15 protein-coding genes and 1 pseudogene are annotated in these 17,944 nt (G+C 41.6%); 3 read left to right on the top strand and 13 right to left on the bottom strand.

Annotated features, from left to right (window positions below; genetic code table 11):
• Positions 1–86 precede the first annotated feature (86 nt).
• The 5 genes and pseudogenes from ACX27_RS27355 to ACX27_RS27335 all read right to left on the bottom strand — a co-directional run bounded on the left by ACX27_RS27355 (position 87) and on the right by ACX27_RS27335 (position 7,274).
• Positions 87–1,706: an iron uptake porin gene (locus tag ACX27_RS27355; protein ID WP_062298604.1), complete on the bottom strand. Its 1,620-nt coding sequence runs from the start codon at positions 1,704–1,706 to the stop codon at positions 87–89.
• Positions 1,707–2,071: 365 nt separating this feature from the next.
• Positions 2,072–3,472 (bottom strand): sugar porter family MFS transporter, encoded by a 1,401-nt coding sequence (locus ACX27_RS27350; RefSeq protein WP_062297138.1) that lies wholly within the window; start codon positions 3,470–3,472, stop codon positions 2,072–2,074.
• A 109-nt stretch (positions 3,473–3,581) separates the two neighbouring features.
• Positions 3,582–4,580, bottom strand: coding sequence for an ABC transporter permease subunit (locus ACX27_RS27345; RefSeq protein ID WP_062297136.1), 999 nt, complete (start codon positions 4,578–4,580; stop codon positions 3,582–3,584).
• On the bottom strand, positions 4,577–6,130 hold the full coding sequence (locus ACX27_RS27340) for a sugar ABC transporter ATP-binding protein (RefSeq protein ID WP_062297134.1): 1,554 nt from the start codon (positions 6,128–6,130) through the stop codon (positions 4,577–4,579). The genes ACX27_RS27345 and ACX27_RS27340 overlap by 4 nt, the downstream gene beginning before the upstream one ends.
• A gap of 152 nt (positions 6,131–6,282) precedes the next feature.
• Positions 6,283–7,274, bottom strand: a pseudogene (locus tag ACX27_RS27335) (ABC transporter substrate-binding protein).
• 417 nt (positions 7,275–7,691) lie between these two features.
• Here ACX27_RS27335 and ACX27_RS27330 point away from each other — a divergent pair.
• Positions 7,692–8,756: a LacI family DNA-binding transcriptional regulator gene (locus ACX27_RS27330; protein WP_062297133.1), complete on the top strand. Its 1,065-nt coding sequence runs from the start codon at positions 7,692–7,694 to the stop codon at positions 8,754–8,756.
• A 629-nt stretch (positions 8,757–9,385) separates the two neighbouring features.
• On the opposite strand, the gene ACX27_RS27325 is transcribed toward ACX27_RS27330, so the two are convergent.
• The 6 genes from ACX27_RS27325 to purS all read right to left on the bottom strand — a co-directional run bounded on the left by ACX27_RS27325 (position 9,386) and on the right by purS (position 14,376).
• Entirely contained in the window at positions 9,386–9,622 is a 237-nt protein-coding gene (locus ACX27_RS27325; protein ID WP_062297131.1) for a DUF4327 family protein, read from the bottom strand.
• An 870-nt stretch (positions 9,623–10,492) separates the two neighbouring features.
• Positions 10,493–10,876, bottom strand: a complete 384-nt coding sequence (locus tag ACX27_RS27320; protein WP_062297129.1) for a metal-sensing transcriptional repressor — start codon at positions 10,874–10,876, stop codon at positions 10,493–10,495.
• A 118-nt stretch (positions 10,877–10,994) separates the two neighbouring features.
• A complete protein-coding gene (locus ACX27_RS27315) occupies positions 10,995–12,278 on the bottom strand; it encodes a hypothetical protein (protein ID WP_235526394.1) in 1,284 nt (427 codons plus the stop codon).
• Positions 12,279–12,408: 130 nt separating this feature from the next.
• Complete coding sequence (locus ACX27_RS34480; protein ID WP_235526393.1) at positions 12,409–12,843, bottom strand: type I restriction enzyme HsdR N-terminal domain-containing protein; 435 nt, start codon at positions 12,841–12,843, stop codon at positions 12,409–12,411.
• A 473-nt stretch (positions 12,844–13,316) separates the two neighbouring features.
• Positions 13,317–13,994, bottom strand: coding sequence for a phosphoribosylformylglycinamidine synthase subunit PurQ (purQ, locus tag ACX27_RS27310; protein ID WP_062297127.1), 678 nt, complete (start codon positions 13,992–13,994; stop codon positions 13,317–13,319).
• Between the two features lie 103 nt (positions 13,995–14,097).
• Complete coding sequence (gene purS, locus ACX27_RS27305; protein WP_062297125.1) at positions 14,098–14,376, bottom strand: phosphoribosylformylglycinamidine synthase subunit PurS; 279 nt, start codon at positions 14,374–14,376, stop codon at positions 14,098–14,100.
• A gap of 145 nt (positions 14,377–14,521) precedes the next feature.
• Here purS and ACX27_RS27300 point away from each other — a divergent pair, with 145 nt between their 5' ends.
• Entirely contained in the window at positions 14,522–14,908 is a 387-nt protein-coding gene (locus tag ACX27_RS27300) for a Fur family transcriptional regulator (RefSeq protein ID WP_062297123.1), read from the top strand.
• 115 nt (positions 14,909–15,023) lie between these two features.
• Here ACX27_RS27300 and ACX27_RS27295 read toward each other — a convergent pair whose 3' ends face one another.
• Together ACX27_RS27295 and ACX27_RS27290 are read right to left on the bottom strand one after the other, a co-directional pair.
• On the bottom strand, positions 15,024–16,022 hold the full coding sequence (locus tag ACX27_RS27295) for an SPFH domain-containing protein (protein ID WP_062297121.1): 999 nt from the start codon (positions 16,020–16,022) through the stop codon (positions 15,024–15,026).
• A gap of 56 nt (positions 16,023–16,078) precedes the next feature.
• Positions 16,079–16,510 carry an NfeD family protein gene (locus tag ACX27_RS27290; RefSeq protein ID WP_062297119.1) on the bottom strand — a complete coding sequence of 144 codons (432 nt, stop codon included), beginning with the start codon at positions 16,508–16,510 and terminating at the stop codon, positions 16,079–16,081.
• A 329-nt stretch (positions 16,511–16,839) separates the two neighbouring features.
• Here ACX27_RS27290 and ACX27_RS27285 point away from each other — a divergent pair, with 329 nt between their 5' ends.
• Complete coding sequence (locus ACX27_RS27285; protein ID WP_062297117.1) at positions 16,840–17,871, top strand: zinc-dependent alcohol dehydrogenase; 1,032 nt, start codon at positions 16,840–16,842, stop codon at positions 17,869–17,871.
• The last annotated feature ends 73 nt before the right edge of the window (positions 17,872–17,944 follow it).

Here is a 17,944-nt window from a genome sequence, read left to right as displayed (position 1 = left end):
TATGAAAGAGCAATATTCTGTTTACTCATAACTCAGCACTTTCAAAAAGCAGAGGTGTTTGTCCATCATTTAAGGATTGCCATAGTTCAAAAATCAAAGGTTGTACGAACCACTCCTACATATTGTTGAGTATCGTTATTGCGGTTGTTTTCTGGGTTGAGAATTACCCAAAAACCAGGAGTCACAGATATATTGTTGTTCAGTCGCCAGCGATAAAATGCTTCGATGTGGTAAGCGTTATCTCCTTCTTGACGGACATCACTGTGAGCAACTCGCGGTGGTAAACCAAAAATAATTCCTGGGAGATTACCCTTACCCCCCACATCTGGAAACGACATCCCAATTGCCCCAAACCAAGCATTCGCATTGTCGCCACTATTGACGAACAAAGAATCTGTGCCACCCCGCCCATTAGAAATATCGCTGAAACCAGAGTTCTTGGCAGTTGCCCAAATATATCCACCCCAAGCATGAACCTGGAAATTTGGGGAAAACCGATAGTATCCTTGCATCCCAACAATACTGTTAGCAGTGGCAATACTATTACCAAAAGGAGAAGTCGCTAAAACACTCCCCGTTCCACCTGTGAGATCAACTACTCCACCAGGGCTATAACCATGAGAGTAAGCTACACCAATAGCTCCTTGTTGACCGTAATAAGCTAAGTGAGCTAGGGCATTGTAGCCACCATCAAATAACCCGTTTTTAGCGGATGGTGTATTCGGACTGCTGGCTAAGTAACCCAAGGAGAGAACCAAGTCTTGAGTAATATTCCAGTTAGCGGCTGCCCCACCGCCACCTCTGCGGAATATGGGACTATATGATCCAAATAGAGAAGGAACCCCATTACCATCATCAGCAATTGTCGGAGGTGTAACCGTAGTTGAAATGTCTGTATAACCAATACCTGTAGGGCCAACTACAAAGGAGAGGGAATCACTCACCGGGAAGTAATAACGAACGTGGGGTACAAACAGCGTATTGTTACTATCAAAATCGAAGTTCAAGCGCGTCATCCCTGTGCCTGTAGCAGCAGCAACTTGGCTAGAACCATTATTATTCGCAAAGTTACCAAACTCCAGCCGGACTCGCAGCAAATCTTTGCCCGTAAAACTACTTTCTAAATTCAAACGACCACGAGTTGCCAAGAATGGGTTAGTTTCATCTTTTGTACCGCCTACTTTGTTGCCAAAGGTATCACTCACAGCCGTAATAATTTGAGCATTTAACCTGGTAGTTGTAGAAAATTGCTGTTGTTCTAGAGTGTTTGTCCGCGCCTCTAAATTATTTATCCGACCTTGCAAAGTGGCTAATTCGGTGGCGAAATCTGTCTGTAACTTTTGCAATACTGCTAAGTCTTCTTTGTTGACTAGCTCACTAGTAGATGTGGCAATTAATTCGTTGATATGGTCTAAGCAAGCACTTAATCCAGCTGCAAATTCATAACGAGTTAAGGCACGATTACCGCGATAAGTAGAATTTGGATAGCCTGCTATACAACCGTAGCGTTCTACTAATGATTGCAAAGCTATAAATGCCCAATCTGTTGGCTGTATATCAGAAAATTGAGACACTGATGTGACTTGTCCTTGCAGTGCGTGAGCATTGATATTGGCTGTATTCAAGTTATTATCTATAGGTTCTGCTAAGGCTGTTGGAGAGGCTAAGAGTAAAAGCGAAAAACTGTACAAAAGATGTTTCAACATGGCGTTTGGTGTAGTAAAAATCTGCATAGCAAATTAGAAACCTCTAGCTGTGTTTGAGCTTGAGAGATTTCGATTCAGATATTTGGGAATGAGACAGAAGTATGAAGAAACGTAGACGCGCAAACGGCTTCCCGCAGGGTACCACAGAGGCGCAGAGGACGCTGATTCAGGAGAGTTTCGGAGAGTTTGTGTGTACGTCTATAAAACTCAACTTTATATTTCGTATCGCTGATTTGTATGTATGCAATAACAGCACAGGTTATTGATGTGAAAGCTTTTATCTGCGGTTAGTTATTCTGACTGAAGTGAGAACCGCTATGGAGGGAATAGAGAATCTGAAAACTGTTCCCTATTCCCTGGTGTAATTACATATCTTCTAATTCCATCCCTTTGGTCTCTTTAATAAAAAATAGTACAAAAAATAACGAGATAGCTGCCGCAGTCGTATAGAGTCCGTAGGCTGCACCCAAGCCGAAATATTGCAGAATGGGAGGAAATGATGTGGAAACAGCAAAATTAGCTACCCACTGCATCGCGGCTGCAACAGACAGTGCTGCGGCGCGAATTTTATTGTTAAACATTTCGCCTAACAGTACCCAGGTGACTGGCCCCCAGGAGAAGCCGAAACAAAATACATAGAGGTTGGCAGCTAAAAGCGCAACAAGACCTGAACTGCCTGTGAGACTGGGGTTGCCAGCAGCATCTAGTGGCGCAGTACCAAAAATTGATGCCATTGTTCCCAAGGTAATGGTCATCCCGATTGACCCTAGAATTAGTAAGGGCTTGCGACCAAATTTATCGACGAAGGCGATCGCTACTAATGTAGTAATAATATTTACTGCACCTGTAATTACTGTGATACTAAGGGAATCTTTTTCAGAAAAGCCAACAGCCCGCCATAAAACACTGCTGTAGTAAAAGATGACATTGATACCGACGAATTGTTGAAGTAAAGATATACCGATACCAATCCAAACTATCGGGAGAAGTCCGCCACTCCGGCGTAAAAGGTCAGAAAATTGCGGTTCCCGTTCCCGCATCACTGTTTGGCGAATTTCTTCGATTTTGGCGAGGACGTTACCCCCGATAATTTTATTCAACACGTTGGCGGCTTCTGGTTCTCGTCCTTGGGCTACTAAATAGCGGGGTGATTCAGGAATCATTAAAGCAGCCATACCATACAACACCGCCGGCGGAATTTCTGTCCAAAACATCCACCGCCAAGCATCTATCCCAAACAAAAATGGCGACTCGGCGGAACCTGCTGATACTGCTATAAAGTAGTCACATAGCAGGGCGATGAAAATGCCGACGACAATTGCTAGTTGTTGCAGAGATCCCAATCTGCCTCGCAAATTACTAGGAGAACATTCAGCAATGTAAGCCGGGGCAATTACACTGGCAGCACCAACAGCTAATCCACCCAATAACCGCCAAAAAATAAAATCCCAAATGCCAAAGGCAATCCCAGAACCAACAGCACTGATGGTAAAGAAAATTGAAGCCACCACCATTGCTTTGACTCGGCCATATCGGTCTGCTATTTTGCCAGCATAAAAGGCTCCGATCGCCGAGCCTAACAATGCCAGGGATACCGCAAGGCCAGTTAGTACACTATTGGCGTTAAAAGCTGTAGATAAAGCTGCCACTGCACCGTTAATTACGGCGGTATCAAACCCGAACAAAAAGCCACCGAGGGCAGCAGCACCAGCAATTAAAATGACATAGAATGTGTTGGATTTACGACGATTTGTGGTAGTTGTCATGGTTGTATTTGGTGTTGGGGAATAAGATCATGAGTGATTCACGCCCAGACGCGGAGGCGCAGAGAGGAGAAGAGTTGAAACCTTTGCCCTTTCTGCCTCCTGCTTTCTTTTACCTTCTGGAACGTCTGCGGAGTCTATCAATCATGACTGCGGCAATGATTACTAAGCCTTTCACAACGAGTTGCCAGAAGTAAGACATATTCAACAGGGTCAAACCGTTGTTAAGAACGGCAATGATTAATGCACCCAAGAGTGTGCCGCCAATTGTACCGATACCACCTGTAAAGCTGGTTCCACCGAGGATGACGGCAGCGATCGCATCTAGTTCATAACCTTGTCCTAACATCCCTGTAGCACTGTACAAGCGACTAGCACTCATAACTCCAGCTAAACCTGCAAGCAACCCACTGACACCATAAACAAACAGCAACACACGATTGACTTTAATACCTGTTAATCTGGCGGCTCGTTCGTTACCACCAACAGCGTATATTTGCACACCTAAAACTGTCTGTCTCAGTACAAACCAACTCACAGCCACAGTTAATAAAGCAAGGATAACTAACCAAGGCAGAGGGCCGACGTAGCTATTACCTACCCAAGCAAAGTTAATGTTGCGGTTAATAACTGTTGTGCCATTGGCAACTAAATAAGCAGCACCCCGTAAGGCTGTTAATGAACCCAAGGTGACAATAAACGGTGGAACATCCAAAAAGGTGATTAATGCACCATTCACTAAACCCAAACATAATCCTGTCAATAAAGCAGCTGGAACAGCTAACCAACCCAATACAGGGATGAGAGAGACTAACACTGCAACTACCGCAGATACCGCCAAGATAGAACCAACAGAAAGGTCAATCCCACCAGTGAGAATCACAAATGTCATCCCTGTGGCCAGCACAATATTAATAGATGCCTGACGTAAGATGTTGACGGCGTTACCAGCTGTGAAAAAGTTGGGACTCAGCAGGGAAAATAAGATGCAGATGATGACGAGAATCGGTAAAATGCCCGCAACTTGCAAAAAGTTGTTGATGGATTTACGCCGACTGGCTGCGGAATTTTGGTTAGGTCTATTGTTGACAGGTCTTAAGGTTTGACTCATGATGCTGTTACCTCCGATGCTCCAGTTGCATAGTGCATAATGTTTTCTTGGGTGATTTCTTTGCCTGGGCTGTCGTCGAGTTCGCCGACTAACTTTCCTTCGCGCATGACTAAAACGCGATCGCTCATCCCAACAATTTCGGGCAATTCACTAGACACCATCAAAATGGCGACTCCTTGGGCGGCTAAATCGCTAATAATCCGGTAAATTTCGCTTTTCGCCCCAATATCTACGCCGCGTGTTGGTTCATCTAGCATCAATACTCTGGGGTTAATGGCTAACCACCGCGCCAGCAGGAGTTTTTGTTGATTCCCTCCAGATAAATCCACGGCGCGAATTTCTAAGTTAGCTAGTCGGATATGGAAGTTTTCGACGGCTTCTGTGGCAATCTGATTAACTGAACCCCAGTTGACAATGCCAAGGTTGGCATCTTGCTTGAGTCTATTCAGTCCAATATTCTTTCGGGAACTCATTTCCAGAAATAAACCTTGGTCTTTGCGGTCTTCTGGGACGTAGCCAATACCTGCGGCGATCGCATCACTGGGCGAATTAATCTCTAGTTTTTTGCCATTCAGGAATATTTCTCCACTAGCTTTGCGGTCAGCACCAAAAATTAACCGCGATACCTCTGTCCGTCCTGCACCCACTAACCCAGATAATCCTAAAATTTCCCCAGCCCGCAGTTGAAAACTCGTCGGCTGAATTTTGCGTCCATCAGTAATATTTCTGACTTCTAGCACCACTCCACCAGGATTCTTTTGTCTTTGATGTTCGTAAAAGTCCTGCATGGAACGACCGACCATCATCTGTACTAACCGTTGTGGCGAAATTTCATCACGAGTCAAACTGCCAATATATTGACCATCACGCAACACACTAATGCGGTCAGCCAAAGCATAGATTTCTTCCATCCGATGACTGATATAGATAATGGCAATGCCATCGTTGCGGAGTTTGCGAATCACTTCAAACAAGCGTTCCGTCTCACGGTCAGATAAGGCGGCTGTTGGTTCATCCATCACCAAAATCCGGCTTTTATCTTTCAGCGCCCTGGCGATTTCGACTTGCTGTTGTTCGGCGATCGCTAATGTGCCAACAATAGTTTGTGGTGTAAAAGTCGCTCCCAAACTATCTAGCACTTGCTGGGCTTCGAGTTCCATCGTTTTGCGGTCTAAAAACTGACCCCTCTGCAACTCGCTCCCCATAAATATGTTTTCGGTAACGCTTAAGTTGGGTGCAACATTCAGTTCTTGATAAATCAGATTAATACCCGCTTGTCTGGCTGTCCCTGGGTCGGTAATTTTCACCGATTGACCATTAATGCGAATCTCTCCTTCATCGGCAATGTAAGCCCCAGCGAGAATTTTCATTAATGTGCTTTTACCTGCCCCATTTTCACCCATCAGGGCGTGAACTTCGCCGGGATAAATGGTCAAGTTTACACCTTGCAAAGCCGGAACACCATGAAATCGTTTGGCAATCCCCTGCATCTCTAGTACAGGGATGGCTGTCGCCATCGGCAGAAAATCAGTTTGAATATTTGTTGTCATGATGATTAAGTGCTGAGTGTTGAGTAATGAGTCACCGAAGTTTGCTCAACGCGGGGAACCCGCGCACGCAACTTCTCGCTGAGTGCTGAGTCAGGAAGATTAATTTTCCCCCTGTACCCTTACACCCTTACACCCCTAAACCCCTGCCTCTTCTACCAACCAGTAGAAGTACTGACGTTCTCTTTCGTAATCAACTTGGCCGGAATCAAAATGTTGGGTGATGCAGGTTTTTTGCCGTTTAAAATATCGTTGCCAACTTGCACTGCGGTTGCCGTCATCCCTCTAGGATTTTGAGTGGCGGTGGCAGCATATAGGCTATCGTTAGCAGCGATCGCTTCAATTGCTTCTGGCGCACCATCCACTCCGACAATGAAAAATTCTTGGCGTTTGGCTTGGTTGGCAGCTAAATCTACTCCCACGCCACTGGGGTCGTTGATGGCAAAAACAGCATCAATTTTGGGGAAAGTTACTAGCAAGTCACTCATGACTCTCAGTCCACCATCCCGGCTACCTTCGGCGTTTTGGTCTTTAGAAAGGATTTTGATATCGGGATATTTAGCTAAGACTTTTAAGCAGCCATCAACTCGCTGAATGACGGAAGCGACTGGCGGCCCGTTGACTATAACGACATTACCTTTACCTTTGAGGCGATCGGCAATATATTGACAGCTGATTTCTCCGGCTTGCAAGTTATTGGTGGTGACGGTAGCATCTACCTCTGCGTCTACGCCTGTGTCTACCGCAATCACAATCTTGCCTGCTTTTCTGGCTTGCTCAACTGCTGGTCTAATACCTTTACTATCAGCCGCGTTGAGAATAATCATGTCAGTATTCGCAGCGACGAAGTTTTCAATTTGATTAAATTGCTGATTCAAGTCATAGCCGCTAGAAACTACAGTGACTCTGACATCATTACCACCGATTTTTTTTGGCTTCTGTCTCCGCGCCTTTTGCCATAACGACGAAGAAAGGATTACTTAAATCGCCCAGGGATACACCAACAGATCGTAATTTAGTATTGTGTGTACTTATATCAGATACATTTTTTTGCTTCAGTGTTGGGAGAAACATTGGTGCAGCTAACTAAAGTACCACTGACAATACTTAATAAAGTCGCTGCTATTGCTTTCTTGTTCACATTCACCTACATCCTAATAAAACAGTTTGTAAAACTCGAAATATGTGTAGAAATGTTAATTTATCTGAGATCATCTTTTAATTTTGCCGTTTAACTCCTGTTTTCTGCGTTCTCCTAACGATAGATATTCACTTTCTTCTCTGCCTCTTCGGTAGATTTGTTTTATGCACAGGTGTGCATGAGTGATGATTTTTATTTTTGCACACCTGTGCATAAAAATCGTGTTAATTTTATTTAAGTAACTGAAACAGAATCCAAAATTCAGCCGCCAGAAGCCCAAATCGTTTCTGTGTCAATGAATTTACTATCAGGGTTGCAAGCCGATGATTTTAATCTGGGAAAATAAAAAAACTTGCCTAACTCCCAGAGGCGGTATTCTGAATTCTGGGTTCTTTGTCCTTCTCATCAACAGCAGTGGTCAATATGAGTAAGCGAAAGATTTCCATTGAAGATATTGCTCGCAAAGCAGGCGTTTCTCATTCCACGGTTTCACGCGCTTTACGAGACAGCCCTTTAATTAGCGCCAAAGTGCGGGAAGAAATCAAAAAACTGGCGCAGGAAATGAACTACGTACCGAATGCGATCGCCCAAAGTTTACAAAATCAGCGCACTTATACCGTTGGGGTAATTGTTACGTCCATCGCCGATCCCTTTTTTGGTGAACTAGTAGAAGGAATTGAACAAGTAGCCAGAAAAGCCGGCTTGAATGTGTTGTTAAATGCGTCACATGGAGATTTTGACCAGGAAATAGCCGCTATTGAGAATTTTCATTACCGCCGAGTAGATGGAATTTTAGTCGCTGACTCGCGCATTGGCAAAAACCATAACAAGCGATTAACCCAACTTACTGTGCCAACAGTTCTGATTAACATCGATACGGAAGCTCACAACGAAACCTTTCACTCAGTTGCCATAGATGATCGCTTAGGCGGCTGTGTAGCTGTAGAACATCTCCTAGATTTAGGACACACTCGGATTGGCTATATAGGAGTAGGTGATAGTAGCAAAGCAGACCAACAACGCCTAGAAGGATATCATCTGGCGCTATCTCAAGCAAAGTTATCAGCAAATCAAGATTGGGTAGCCATTCCCCAGCGAGACAGTCAAACAATCAGCGATTTTGATATCGGTAAACAACTCCTACCCCAATTAGTAGCGGCTGGCGTAACTGGCATTTTTTGCTACAACGATATGGTTGCTGTCGGCGCTCTTTTAGCTTGTAAAGAACTAGGTATTTCCGTTCCGCAAGACTTGAGCCTTGTGGGATTTGATAATATTGCGCTTGCCAGTTACATCACACCAGCACTCACAACAGTCAGTCAACGTATGGTAGAAATGGGCGAATTGGCTATGACTATGTTGCTTGACTTATTTGAAGAAAAAGCTGTAGACAATATTCTTTTATCTCCGTTTTTAGTCAAACGGGGTAGTACTACCCAAGTTAGTAAAGCTAAAAAAATCAGTAATTACATTGAGGTAAAAATTTAACTTGGTGGTAAAGTTTATAAGTATGTAACAAAAACTTTACGGTTATTTATGAGATGCTTTGATGATCTTTGTGCGTAATATCTTGTTCTGCCGATTTTTCATATATCGAAACATCTATGTAAAAACCGTAGAATATTCTCCCCTACTTCCTACTCGTGACAGTTGACAAGTGACAGAGCAATTCTCAATGATTCACAAACATTTCTCTCCCTTGTCTCTTTTGTTCACATATCAAATAAGACTGCTACGGGTTAAAGAGTTAAAATTCCGTCTCTCAAAAAAAAATTACCGGAGCAGTTAAAGATAAAACACCGCTCCGGTAAGTTAATTTAGATAAAATATTCACAGTCTCGCAAGTGGATTTACGCAACAACTTTTCTTGATAAATTCACTGTGGGCTATGATTTCGTCAATGCTGTTGAGAAAAGTTGTTTAAATCAAACTTTAATTGTTCTGCAATCTTTATTTGCCAAGAAAAATAATAGAAGACTCTGGATCAGGGAATATTTGTAGTAAAAAACTAGAGACTATAGCTATAGCTTCAGTGAGGTGGGCGGTAAATTTTTCTGTGTCCAAGTTAAACATGCAAAAAATATACTCCCAATCCAAAATCTGAAATCATAGACTGATTAGTCATTGTCCCATTGTTCACGACCGATGAGGTCGCCAATGCGATCGCGCAATAGAAAATCGCATTTTTCCAACTCACATTCAACGCACACCCACTCTCTCGCTGGGATGTATTGGCAGAGTGTATATATTGGCTGTTGTCGGCTAACCATCCCCTTCTGCACCAGTCGGCGTGCTTCGTCTTGGATTACATCTAGAGAGTAGTAATTGATAGAGGGCACCGTATTCACACTCATGATTTGTTCTCACACATTTATACGTAGATAGTATTCCCACTTATCATGGGAAACAAACATGACAGAGATTAGACTTGTGGCTAGGGTTTTGTATTTTGCTATACGGAACTAATTTCATTTTGACGCTACATACCCTCAAATTATCTAAAGAAATGTTGAGAAAGTCAACATTTTCTGACATTAGTCTTCCATATAGTCAATACAAAAAATCCCATTGTAGTGAAATTAACTTCTTGTAAAGGTTGTTTTATCTGCCTTAAATAAGTTCTAAAGCTTCACTGCAATGGCCTTCAAGCATAATTCAGCAGACGCTCATAGTTCATACTGTAAATTTAGTTATGTAATTAATCACCAGCAAGTCTAATTTAAAAATGCTGATATAAGTCCATAGCTAAATAGCCGAAAAGTGTTTCGGTGAGCATAGAAGTATAAACTGTTGCAAAATATATGCGCTAACGTACACTACGAAAACTTGCACAGTCGTATATATTAATCATTTCTTAAAAAATAACCGCAGTTCTGTTTGTTAATTGCAGCACTGCGGTAAGACATATAACTTGTAATTCACATACTAATGATTGGGTTTAAGGGTGTGGGGTGTAAGGGTTTTGAATAAGTAGATTCTTATGGAGAAGTCAAAAGTCAGAGAATTTTTTGACTTGATTTTGCCCTTACACCCTTCCCAAAACCCTTGATTTTTCGTCTCACTGCGTAAGTCCCTAAGATAGAGACTTGAACTCAAAAAGATGAATTTTTATTGAGTTATTAATTTTCGCTGACAGAAAATTTCTGGCAGTCAAAATATATTGAGATTTGTAACAAGATTAAAATTTCGGCTTCTGCCTAACCTGAATAATGGCGAAAGACAGATTAAGGCATAAATCGATCTAAAGCCGCTTTTAATTGCTCAATTTCAACATCTATGTTGCCGTCTTGCGCTGCTCTGGCAATACACTCGGTTAAGTGTTCATCTAAGACTATGCGGGCAACTCGATCTAATGCGCCTCGAACTGCGGCAATCTGCAATAATACATCCGGACAGGGAGAACTTTGTTGCACCATTGTTTTAATACCGCGAATATGTCCTTCTATGCGTGACAACCGATTGACAATTTTGCGTAACGACTCTTCACTATGAACATGAGAATGACTGGAATCTCCATGCTCATGATGATCCACATCGTGGGAGTGGAAGTGTTCGGTTGACTGAGAGATGGGCAAGGATTCTGACTTTAATCGGTTTGATCCATTCATGGTATTAAAGCACTGGCAGTACTAAGATCCTAGCCTAGAGGGGCGAATAGGTGTGATTTCTATTTCCTGTGAAAGCTGATTCGTCAAGAAAAGTTAAACCACGTAAAACTTACGGTAATTAACGATAAGGATAGATATGGCGCATTTCAAAGCGACATTGTTCCCATAGTGTTAACAAGGCTTGTTTGGCTACATTTAATTGACTTTGAGAGTGATTAATTTTGCCATTTTCGATAATCCAAATCAACACTCGTGTAATTAAATCTGCTTCCCAACTAGCGATATATTTGCAATTATTTATCTTGGCAACTTGGGTATCTAGGCAATAAATAATATCTTTAAAATTCCAAATTTCTTCTCTAGATATCTCGGCTGAGGGGTGTTTCCAGATTATTTTTTGTAAATTCATTGTGATATAATCCAAGCCTGCGATCGCAGCATCGGTATTTCTCACCAAATCGGTGAATACTTGGTAATATTGCTGTATACAAGTAGTTGCAATATTTACAATATATACCTGTAACCATGCTTGGATATCCCGCAGATAAGGCAGCAAATGTTTAACATCATTTATTTCTTTAAATGCTGTATGCTGTCTGTGATAATTTAAGATATTTTTCTCTAAGTCAAATTCTAAAACTTGAAACTTTTGCGAGTGATAACTCATTACTTGCGGAATATATTTTTCGATTAACCAAGTTTTAGTATACTTAGCTGTCCATGTGCCTTTTATCCCGATATCTTCTTGCCAAGAATTAAGGTTACTACTTTCTAATGTGGCGATGTGGCTATCGTTGATTTCGTACAATATATCAACTTGATTATTAGATAACGCTGAGTAAGCATTACTGAAACGCGGCACAATAAAAGCATGATCCCTAATTCCGCGACTGACACGAATAGAGGTATTATCTTGGTCAAATAAATGCCATTCTGACTTACCTTGAGCGTAATTAAACTTTTTAATAAAATTGTGCATGATTTTCCAGAGTTTTACATCTACAGAAAATAAATGAAAGCCTCTAATATCTAGAAATTCGACAAACTTAAAATCCCATGTTTCTAAATGATTTTCAAATTCGATGATTTTATTTTGATATTCCTGACAAACAACATCTACACATAAACATAAATCTGCCACTTCTAACTCAGATAAAATTACTGTTGTTTGTCCTAAGTAAGTTTCAAAAGTATCTGCATCTATTTGTTTTAAAAAACGACGACAACCCCATTCAGGCTTAGTGCCGAGTCCCGTCATTAACTGACTTAAAATTTGCTGATGGTTGAGGGCAATTTTCAAGCCTCTCAGCATCACGCTACTGAATTGAATTACACAATCACCTCTGCCAAAAGCCTGTGGTAAATTACACTCTATCAGCACTTTTGGTTTAACAACAGTCAAGTGACGACCTTGTTGCTTGAAAGCAGGTTCAAATTCAGACTTTTCTAAAATATTGCTAAACTCTTTATGTCGTCTTAAATATTTTTCTATGCTGCTGAATTCAGGATGTTTAAAATTATTGACTGTAGTTTTAGGAATTTTTTTTAACTAAATCGAATTTAAGTTGATAATAAAGATTTTCAGCCAATTGGCTATTTCTCAATGTATCAATTATCCCATCAAATATCAGTTCTTCTCGATGATAAGGAAAATATTTGAATATTTTGAAACTGTATCCATTGGTAATGATGAAAAATATAGGTTTGAGATAAGTACTATAAAATTTAGCTTGGGTAATAGCTTCAGAAAAATATTGTGTATTTGGTGCTAAATAAATAATAATTATCAATGATGTGTCGGAATTTTGCCGAACTACATCATCGGTAGTAAAATAAATTTGAGCATTTTTGAGTTGTTTGGCTGGGTTCTCTGAATTATTTTTGGTTAAACTATACTTACTCTGCCGATATGAATCTGGATAACCCAAATATTGAAACATTGGCAAAATAAACTTTTTTTTCGACATCTTCCTCTGTTTGTAAAATACGAATATCAAATGCTTGTATCCACCTAATAAATAATTGCAGCGAGTCAGGAATATACATTAGAGAATCCTGCGAATACTCTGCCAGTTGCTACAGAGATTTTAGATTTTGCCAAAAATATTAGATAAATTCTATGTGCGTTGATACAAAAAGGGAATGGGGAGTAGGAAAGCACCTAGCCCCAACGAATGGAATTCGCGGCTAAAAAACAAAGTCCGCGTAGGCGGACTAACGTCAAATCAGGGATTTTGAATCCGCGCAGGCGGTGAGACCAGCGATAGGGAAGGGTTTCCCTCCGCAGGCGACTGGCGAACCCGGAGGAGTTTAGTTTGTATAACCCCAGACTTCAGTTTGAGGGCTATTTGCTGATACCAATTCTATGAATGAGAAGAGAGACTTTGTATCCAAAGTCTCTACAACAACTTGCTACAATTCCCAAAAAAGTCAACTAACTCTACACTACAGCAGCGACTTTTTCTAACAATCCTTGAAATAAACTTAACCCATCACTATCACCTAGCATCTTATCGGATGCCCTTTCTGGGTGTGGCATCATCCCCAAGACATTGCCTTGGCGATTACAAATTCCAGCAATGTTGTTGAGTGAACCATTGGGGTTGCCTCCAGCATAGCGGAATACCACCTGACCATTGTCTTCTATTGCCGATAAAGTGGCTCTATCAGCATAAAAGCGCCCTTCTCCGTGGGCAATGGGTAGAGTGATGGTTTTTTGACTGGTGTAAGCTTGTGTCCAAGGAATATTTGTATTTTCGACTTTTAACGGGACGCGATCGCAAATAAAATGCAAATCTCGATTTCTCGTTAATGCCCCCGGTAACAGCTTGGCTTCAGTTAATACCTGAAAGCCGTTACAAATACCGAGAACAAACTTACCCTTTTGCGCGTGTTCAATCACCTGCTGCATCACAGGCGAAAATCGAGCGATCGCACCGCAGCGCAGGTAATCACCGTAACTAAAGCCGCCTGGAATGATAATTACATCCAAATCAGCTATGTCGGTGTCTTGATGCCAAACCATGCGTGTTGGTTGACCTAACAAGTCTCTGGTGACATAAGCAACATCGCGATCGCAATTAGACCCTGGAAAAACAATAACGCCGAATTTTGTCATTGGTCATTTGTGATTGGTCATTTGGATCTGAACAAGTAAAAGTTAAAAAGGCAAAAGTAAAAAGGCAGAAAATTTAGTTCTTTTTACTTTTACCTTTTAACTTCTAAAACACTCCCGTCTGCGTTTCGACCTCAATTAAATCAAATCGGTAATTTTCGATTACAGGATTGGCTAGCATTTGGTCACAAATGTTATCTAAGTCTCTCCGTGCTTTAGTCTCATCTTGAGAGATGATGGTAAGTTCTATATACTTACCAATCCGCACGTTTTCAACTGTTTCGTATCCCATTTGCTTGAGACCAGATTGTACAGCCACACCAGCAGGGTCTAGGACTGAAGGACGAAGCGTTACATGAATTTTGGCTAGATACTTCCGTTGCACAGTTGTTTTGCTGAATGCTGCGATCGCTATACTATAACTTTCTGTTCCAACTGAGTGAAAATAAGATTGTGAAACAGTTAAAGTTAATTTATCAGATAGCCAGTATAACAGCTTCCACTACAGTGGCGAATATCCACAATTGCTTATGAGAGCCATACGCACCCGCAGTCAAGAGCGGATTTTGAACCTACTGAAAAGCGTCAAACAAGGCATTTCCGCCCAAGATATTTATATTGAACTGCGTAATCGCAATCAAAATATGGGTTTAGCCACAGTTTACCGTTCCTTGGAAGCTTTAAAACTCGAAGGTTTGGTGCAAGTTCGGACTTTAGCTAACGGTGAAGCCCTCTATAGCTTAGTGCAGCAAGACAAACACCATCTCACCTGTCTGCAATGTGGTACGTCAATTCCCATTAATCAATGTCCAGTTCACGACCTGGAAGACCAACTACAAATAAGTCACAAATTTAAAATTTTCTACCACACTTTAGAATTTTTCGGTTTGTGTGATCAGTGTCAGGTTAGTCAATAGTCATTTGTCCTTTGTCATTTGTTATTAAACTCTGACACTGAATATTCTTTCTTTTTCCTTTTGACTTTTTCCTTTTGCCTTGTTGTACTAGCTACTCGAAAAATAACACCAATGACTACTGCCCATTCACATCAGGTATTTCCCTACCCAACCAAGCGTTAGAATCTACCTTAGTGTCAGACACTATAGAGCGAATACCCTCAAAAGTTGCGGGAATGGTGCGGGGGTCGATAAACATAACTTTGCTGCTATCGCTTTTACCGATAGTCGCGCCCATATCGAGATAACCCAACGCAAATAGAACTTCTAAAGCTTTACTAGCACTGGGTTGAGAATTGATTTTTTGAGCGATAATTTCGGCTGATTCTGCAATAGCCTGGGCTTTGAGAACTTGCTGTTGGCGTTCGGCTTGGGCTTTGAGGACGATTGCTTTTTGTTCCGCCTCAGCCTGCAAAACTAATGATTTTTGTCGCGCTTCTGCATCGAGAATTTGGGCTTCTGCTTTACCTCTGGCACTATTTACTGCGGCTTCCCGTTCACCTTCAGAATTTAAAATTGCAGCCCGTCTGCGGCGTTCGGCGGACATTTGCAATTCCATTGATTCGCGTACCGCTTGGGAAGGAATAATATCTCGCAGTTCCACCCTTGTGACTTTTACACCCCAAGGGTCGGTAGCAATATCTAAATCTCTTAATAAAATTTCATTAATTTGGGAACGGGCGGTAAAGGTTTCATCTAACTCTAGTTGTCCCATTTCTGAGCGAATTTGAGTTAGTACCAAGTTGGTCATTGCTGACTGAAGATTTTCAACTTTGTACCAAGCTTTTTCCATATCAACTATTCGCCAGTACACCACCGCATCTACTTCAATACCCACGTTGTCACGGGTAATACATTTTTGTGGCGGAATATCTAAAACTTTTTCGCGGATGGTTTGTTGATAAACGATTTTATCTAAAAAAGGCACAACAAAATTCAGTCCTGGTTCGAGCTTTTTATTATAGCTGCCCAATCTTTCTACCAAAGCTTCATTACCTTGATTGATCACTTTTACAGAACCAGCCACCGCAGAACCACCAAGGGCTAAAAAAATTAATAACAAAAACTGTTCCACTGTAAATCTCCTGGTTATTAAATATCTTAGGCGTTAACCTTTATACTTCACACTTCCTATGAATGCAACAAATTTTCTGGCATAACAATTAACGTAGTACCTTCTCTTCTGACTACGTAAACACGTTGATGGGGAGCAATATCAAGTTTGTCATCATCACATTTAGCCCGCCAAGAATTGCCTTCATATAGCACTCGTCCAGTTTTACCTGCCGGAATTTCTGTTAAGGTTTCCGCTACAACAGCATCCTGGATTTTTGATTTGCGCCGTCGCGGTTGTAAATACCGCCGAGATAGTACTATCAAAATTGTGGACAGCAAAAGCCAAATTGCTACTTGCAGCCATAAACTCAAACCCAATTGGGAAAGTAGCGCCACCACAAAGGCACTAATACCCATCATGAAGGCGACAAAAGCCGACGGTAAAAACAGTTCTAATAAACACAAACCTGAGCCAGCTAAGAGCCAAATTAAAGTAGAACTTGGCATAGCGCCATCCTAGACACTACATTATTTACGAAAAAGATTTCTAAGATTAGATTCACTGAGAAATCGGTGTTTTACAGAAAGCTAACTTTGTCTTGTGAGAATTAATTTTGATTAACTTCAGTGACAAGATGTAGCCAGAGGTACACAAAACCAGTCTATTCCAGCCAGCAAGGCTTTGACATCTAAATGTAATCGAAGTTCACTAAAGAAGTGCTGAGTTAAATCAGAGCAGCATTACTGAAGAGTTGAATGGTGGAACGATCGCACCTCTAAATTCTGAATATTTACCTGATAAAATCAGGTGGAGCTTTTGAATTAGGTCACAAGCCTTGTTAGCAGCATTACTTTATGGCCAGGAAGATTTACGGTTAGAGCAAGTAGCTGACCCCACACCAGCAATCGGTGAAGTCGTGATTCAGGTGGGTGCAGCGACAACTTGCGGTACAGATTTGAAGGTTTGGCGGTGTGGAGGTCACGCCAAGATGTTGAAACCACCCACGCTGTTTGGTCATGAAGCCGCAGGCACAATTGTGGCGGTGGGTGCAGGTGTGAGTAATTGGCGAGTGGGCGATCGCGTTGTTGCCAATAACTCTGCACCGTGCATGAAATGTTTTTTTTGTCAACGCCAAGAGTATTCTTTATGCCCGAATTTAACCTGGAATAATGGCACCTTTGCAGAATACCTGAAAATTCCTGCACCCATCGTCCAGCATAATTTATTGCGTCTCCCTGAAGAATTGCCTTTTGCATTGGCGGCGATGACCGAACCTCTAGCTTGTGTATTGCATGGTGTCGCCCGTTCCCATATCAAACCCAAAGATAAAGTAGTAATTTTGGGAGATGGGGCGATTGGCTTAATGTTTGTCGCGGCATTGGCTGATACTGTTGAAGTATTACTCTGGGGCGGAAGTGACCAAAGGCTAGAAATTGGTCAAAAGCTAGGCGCAGCCCAGACTTTTAACTATCATCAAATTCCTGATATTCCTGGTGTGGTGAAAGAACTTACCCAAGGCTGGGGTGCAGATGTGGTGATTGAAGCTACTGGTGTACCTAGTGTATGGGAAACTGCGATCGCTTGCGCTCGTCCTGGTGCAACAGTCAACTTATTTGGTGGTTGTCCACGAGATACGACAATTACAGTCAATACAGAACAATTACACTACAGCGAACTCACTCTTAAAGGCGTATTTCACAACACACCAGAATATGTGCGATCGGCACTTTCAATGATAGCTAGTCGAAAACTACCTTTAGAATTACTCATCAGCGAAAAGCAACCCCTAAAAGATTTAGAACAAGTTTTTCATGACATGAAAGCGCGTCAAGTAATTAAAGTTGCAATGGTTTGTAGCCAGGATTGAATTTTTCTATGATTGACCATGACCGTCTTTTCAAGAGCAACTTGCTAGTATTGAACCACAGCAGGAGGAAAAA

It is taken from the genome of Nostoc piscinale CENA21, from assembly GCF_001298445.1.
Taxonomy (GTDB): Bacteria; Cyanobacteriota; Cyanobacteriia; order Cyanobacteriales; family Nostocaceae; genus Nostoc_B; species Nostoc_B piscinale_A.
This window is presented reverse-complemented; position numbering and strand designations above follow the sequence as displayed.

Coding starts and splice junctions, on each gene's coding strand:
- ACX27_RS27355 (WP_062298604.1), bottom strand. CDS start 1,706: ATGTTGAAACATCTTTTGTACAGTTTTTCGCTTTTACTCTTAGCCTCT.
- ACX27_RS27350 (WP_062297138.1), bottom strand. CDS start 3,472: ATGACAACTACCACAAATCGTCGTAAATCCAACACATTCTATGTCATT.
- ACX27_RS27345 (WP_062297136.1), bottom strand. CDS start 4,580: ATGAGTCAAACCTTAAGACCTGTCAACAATAGACCTAACCAAAATTCC.
- ACX27_RS27340 (WP_062297134.1), bottom strand. CDS start 6,130: ATGACAACAAATATTCAAACTGATTTTCTGCCGATGGCGACAGCCATC.
- ACX27_RS27330 (WP_062297133.1), top strand. CDS start 7,692: ATGAGTAAGCGAAAGATTTCCATTGAAGATATTGCTCGCAAAGCAGGC.
- ACX27_RS27325 (WP_062297131.1), bottom strand. CDS start 9,622: ATGAGTGTGAATACGGTGCCCTCTATCAATTACTACTCTCTAGATGTA.
- ACX27_RS27320 (WP_062297129.1), bottom strand. CDS start 10,876: ATGAATGGATCAAACCGATTAAAGTCAGAATCCTTGCCCATCTCTCAG.
- ACX27_RS34480 (WP_235526393.1), bottom strand. CDS start 12,843: ATGTCGAAAAAAAAGTTTATTTTGCCAATGTTTCAATATTTGGGTTAT.
- purQ (WP_062297127.1), bottom strand. CDS start 13,994: ATGACAAAATTCGGCGTTATTGTTTTTCCAGGGTCTAATTGCGATCGC.
- ACX27_RS27300 (WP_062297123.1), top strand. CDS start 14,522: ATGAGAGCCATACGCACCCGCAGTCAAGAGCGGATTTTGAACCTACTG.
- ACX27_RS27290 (WP_062297119.1), bottom strand. CDS start 16,510: ATGCCAAGTTCTACTTTAATTTGGCTCTTAGCTGGCTCAGGTTTGTGT.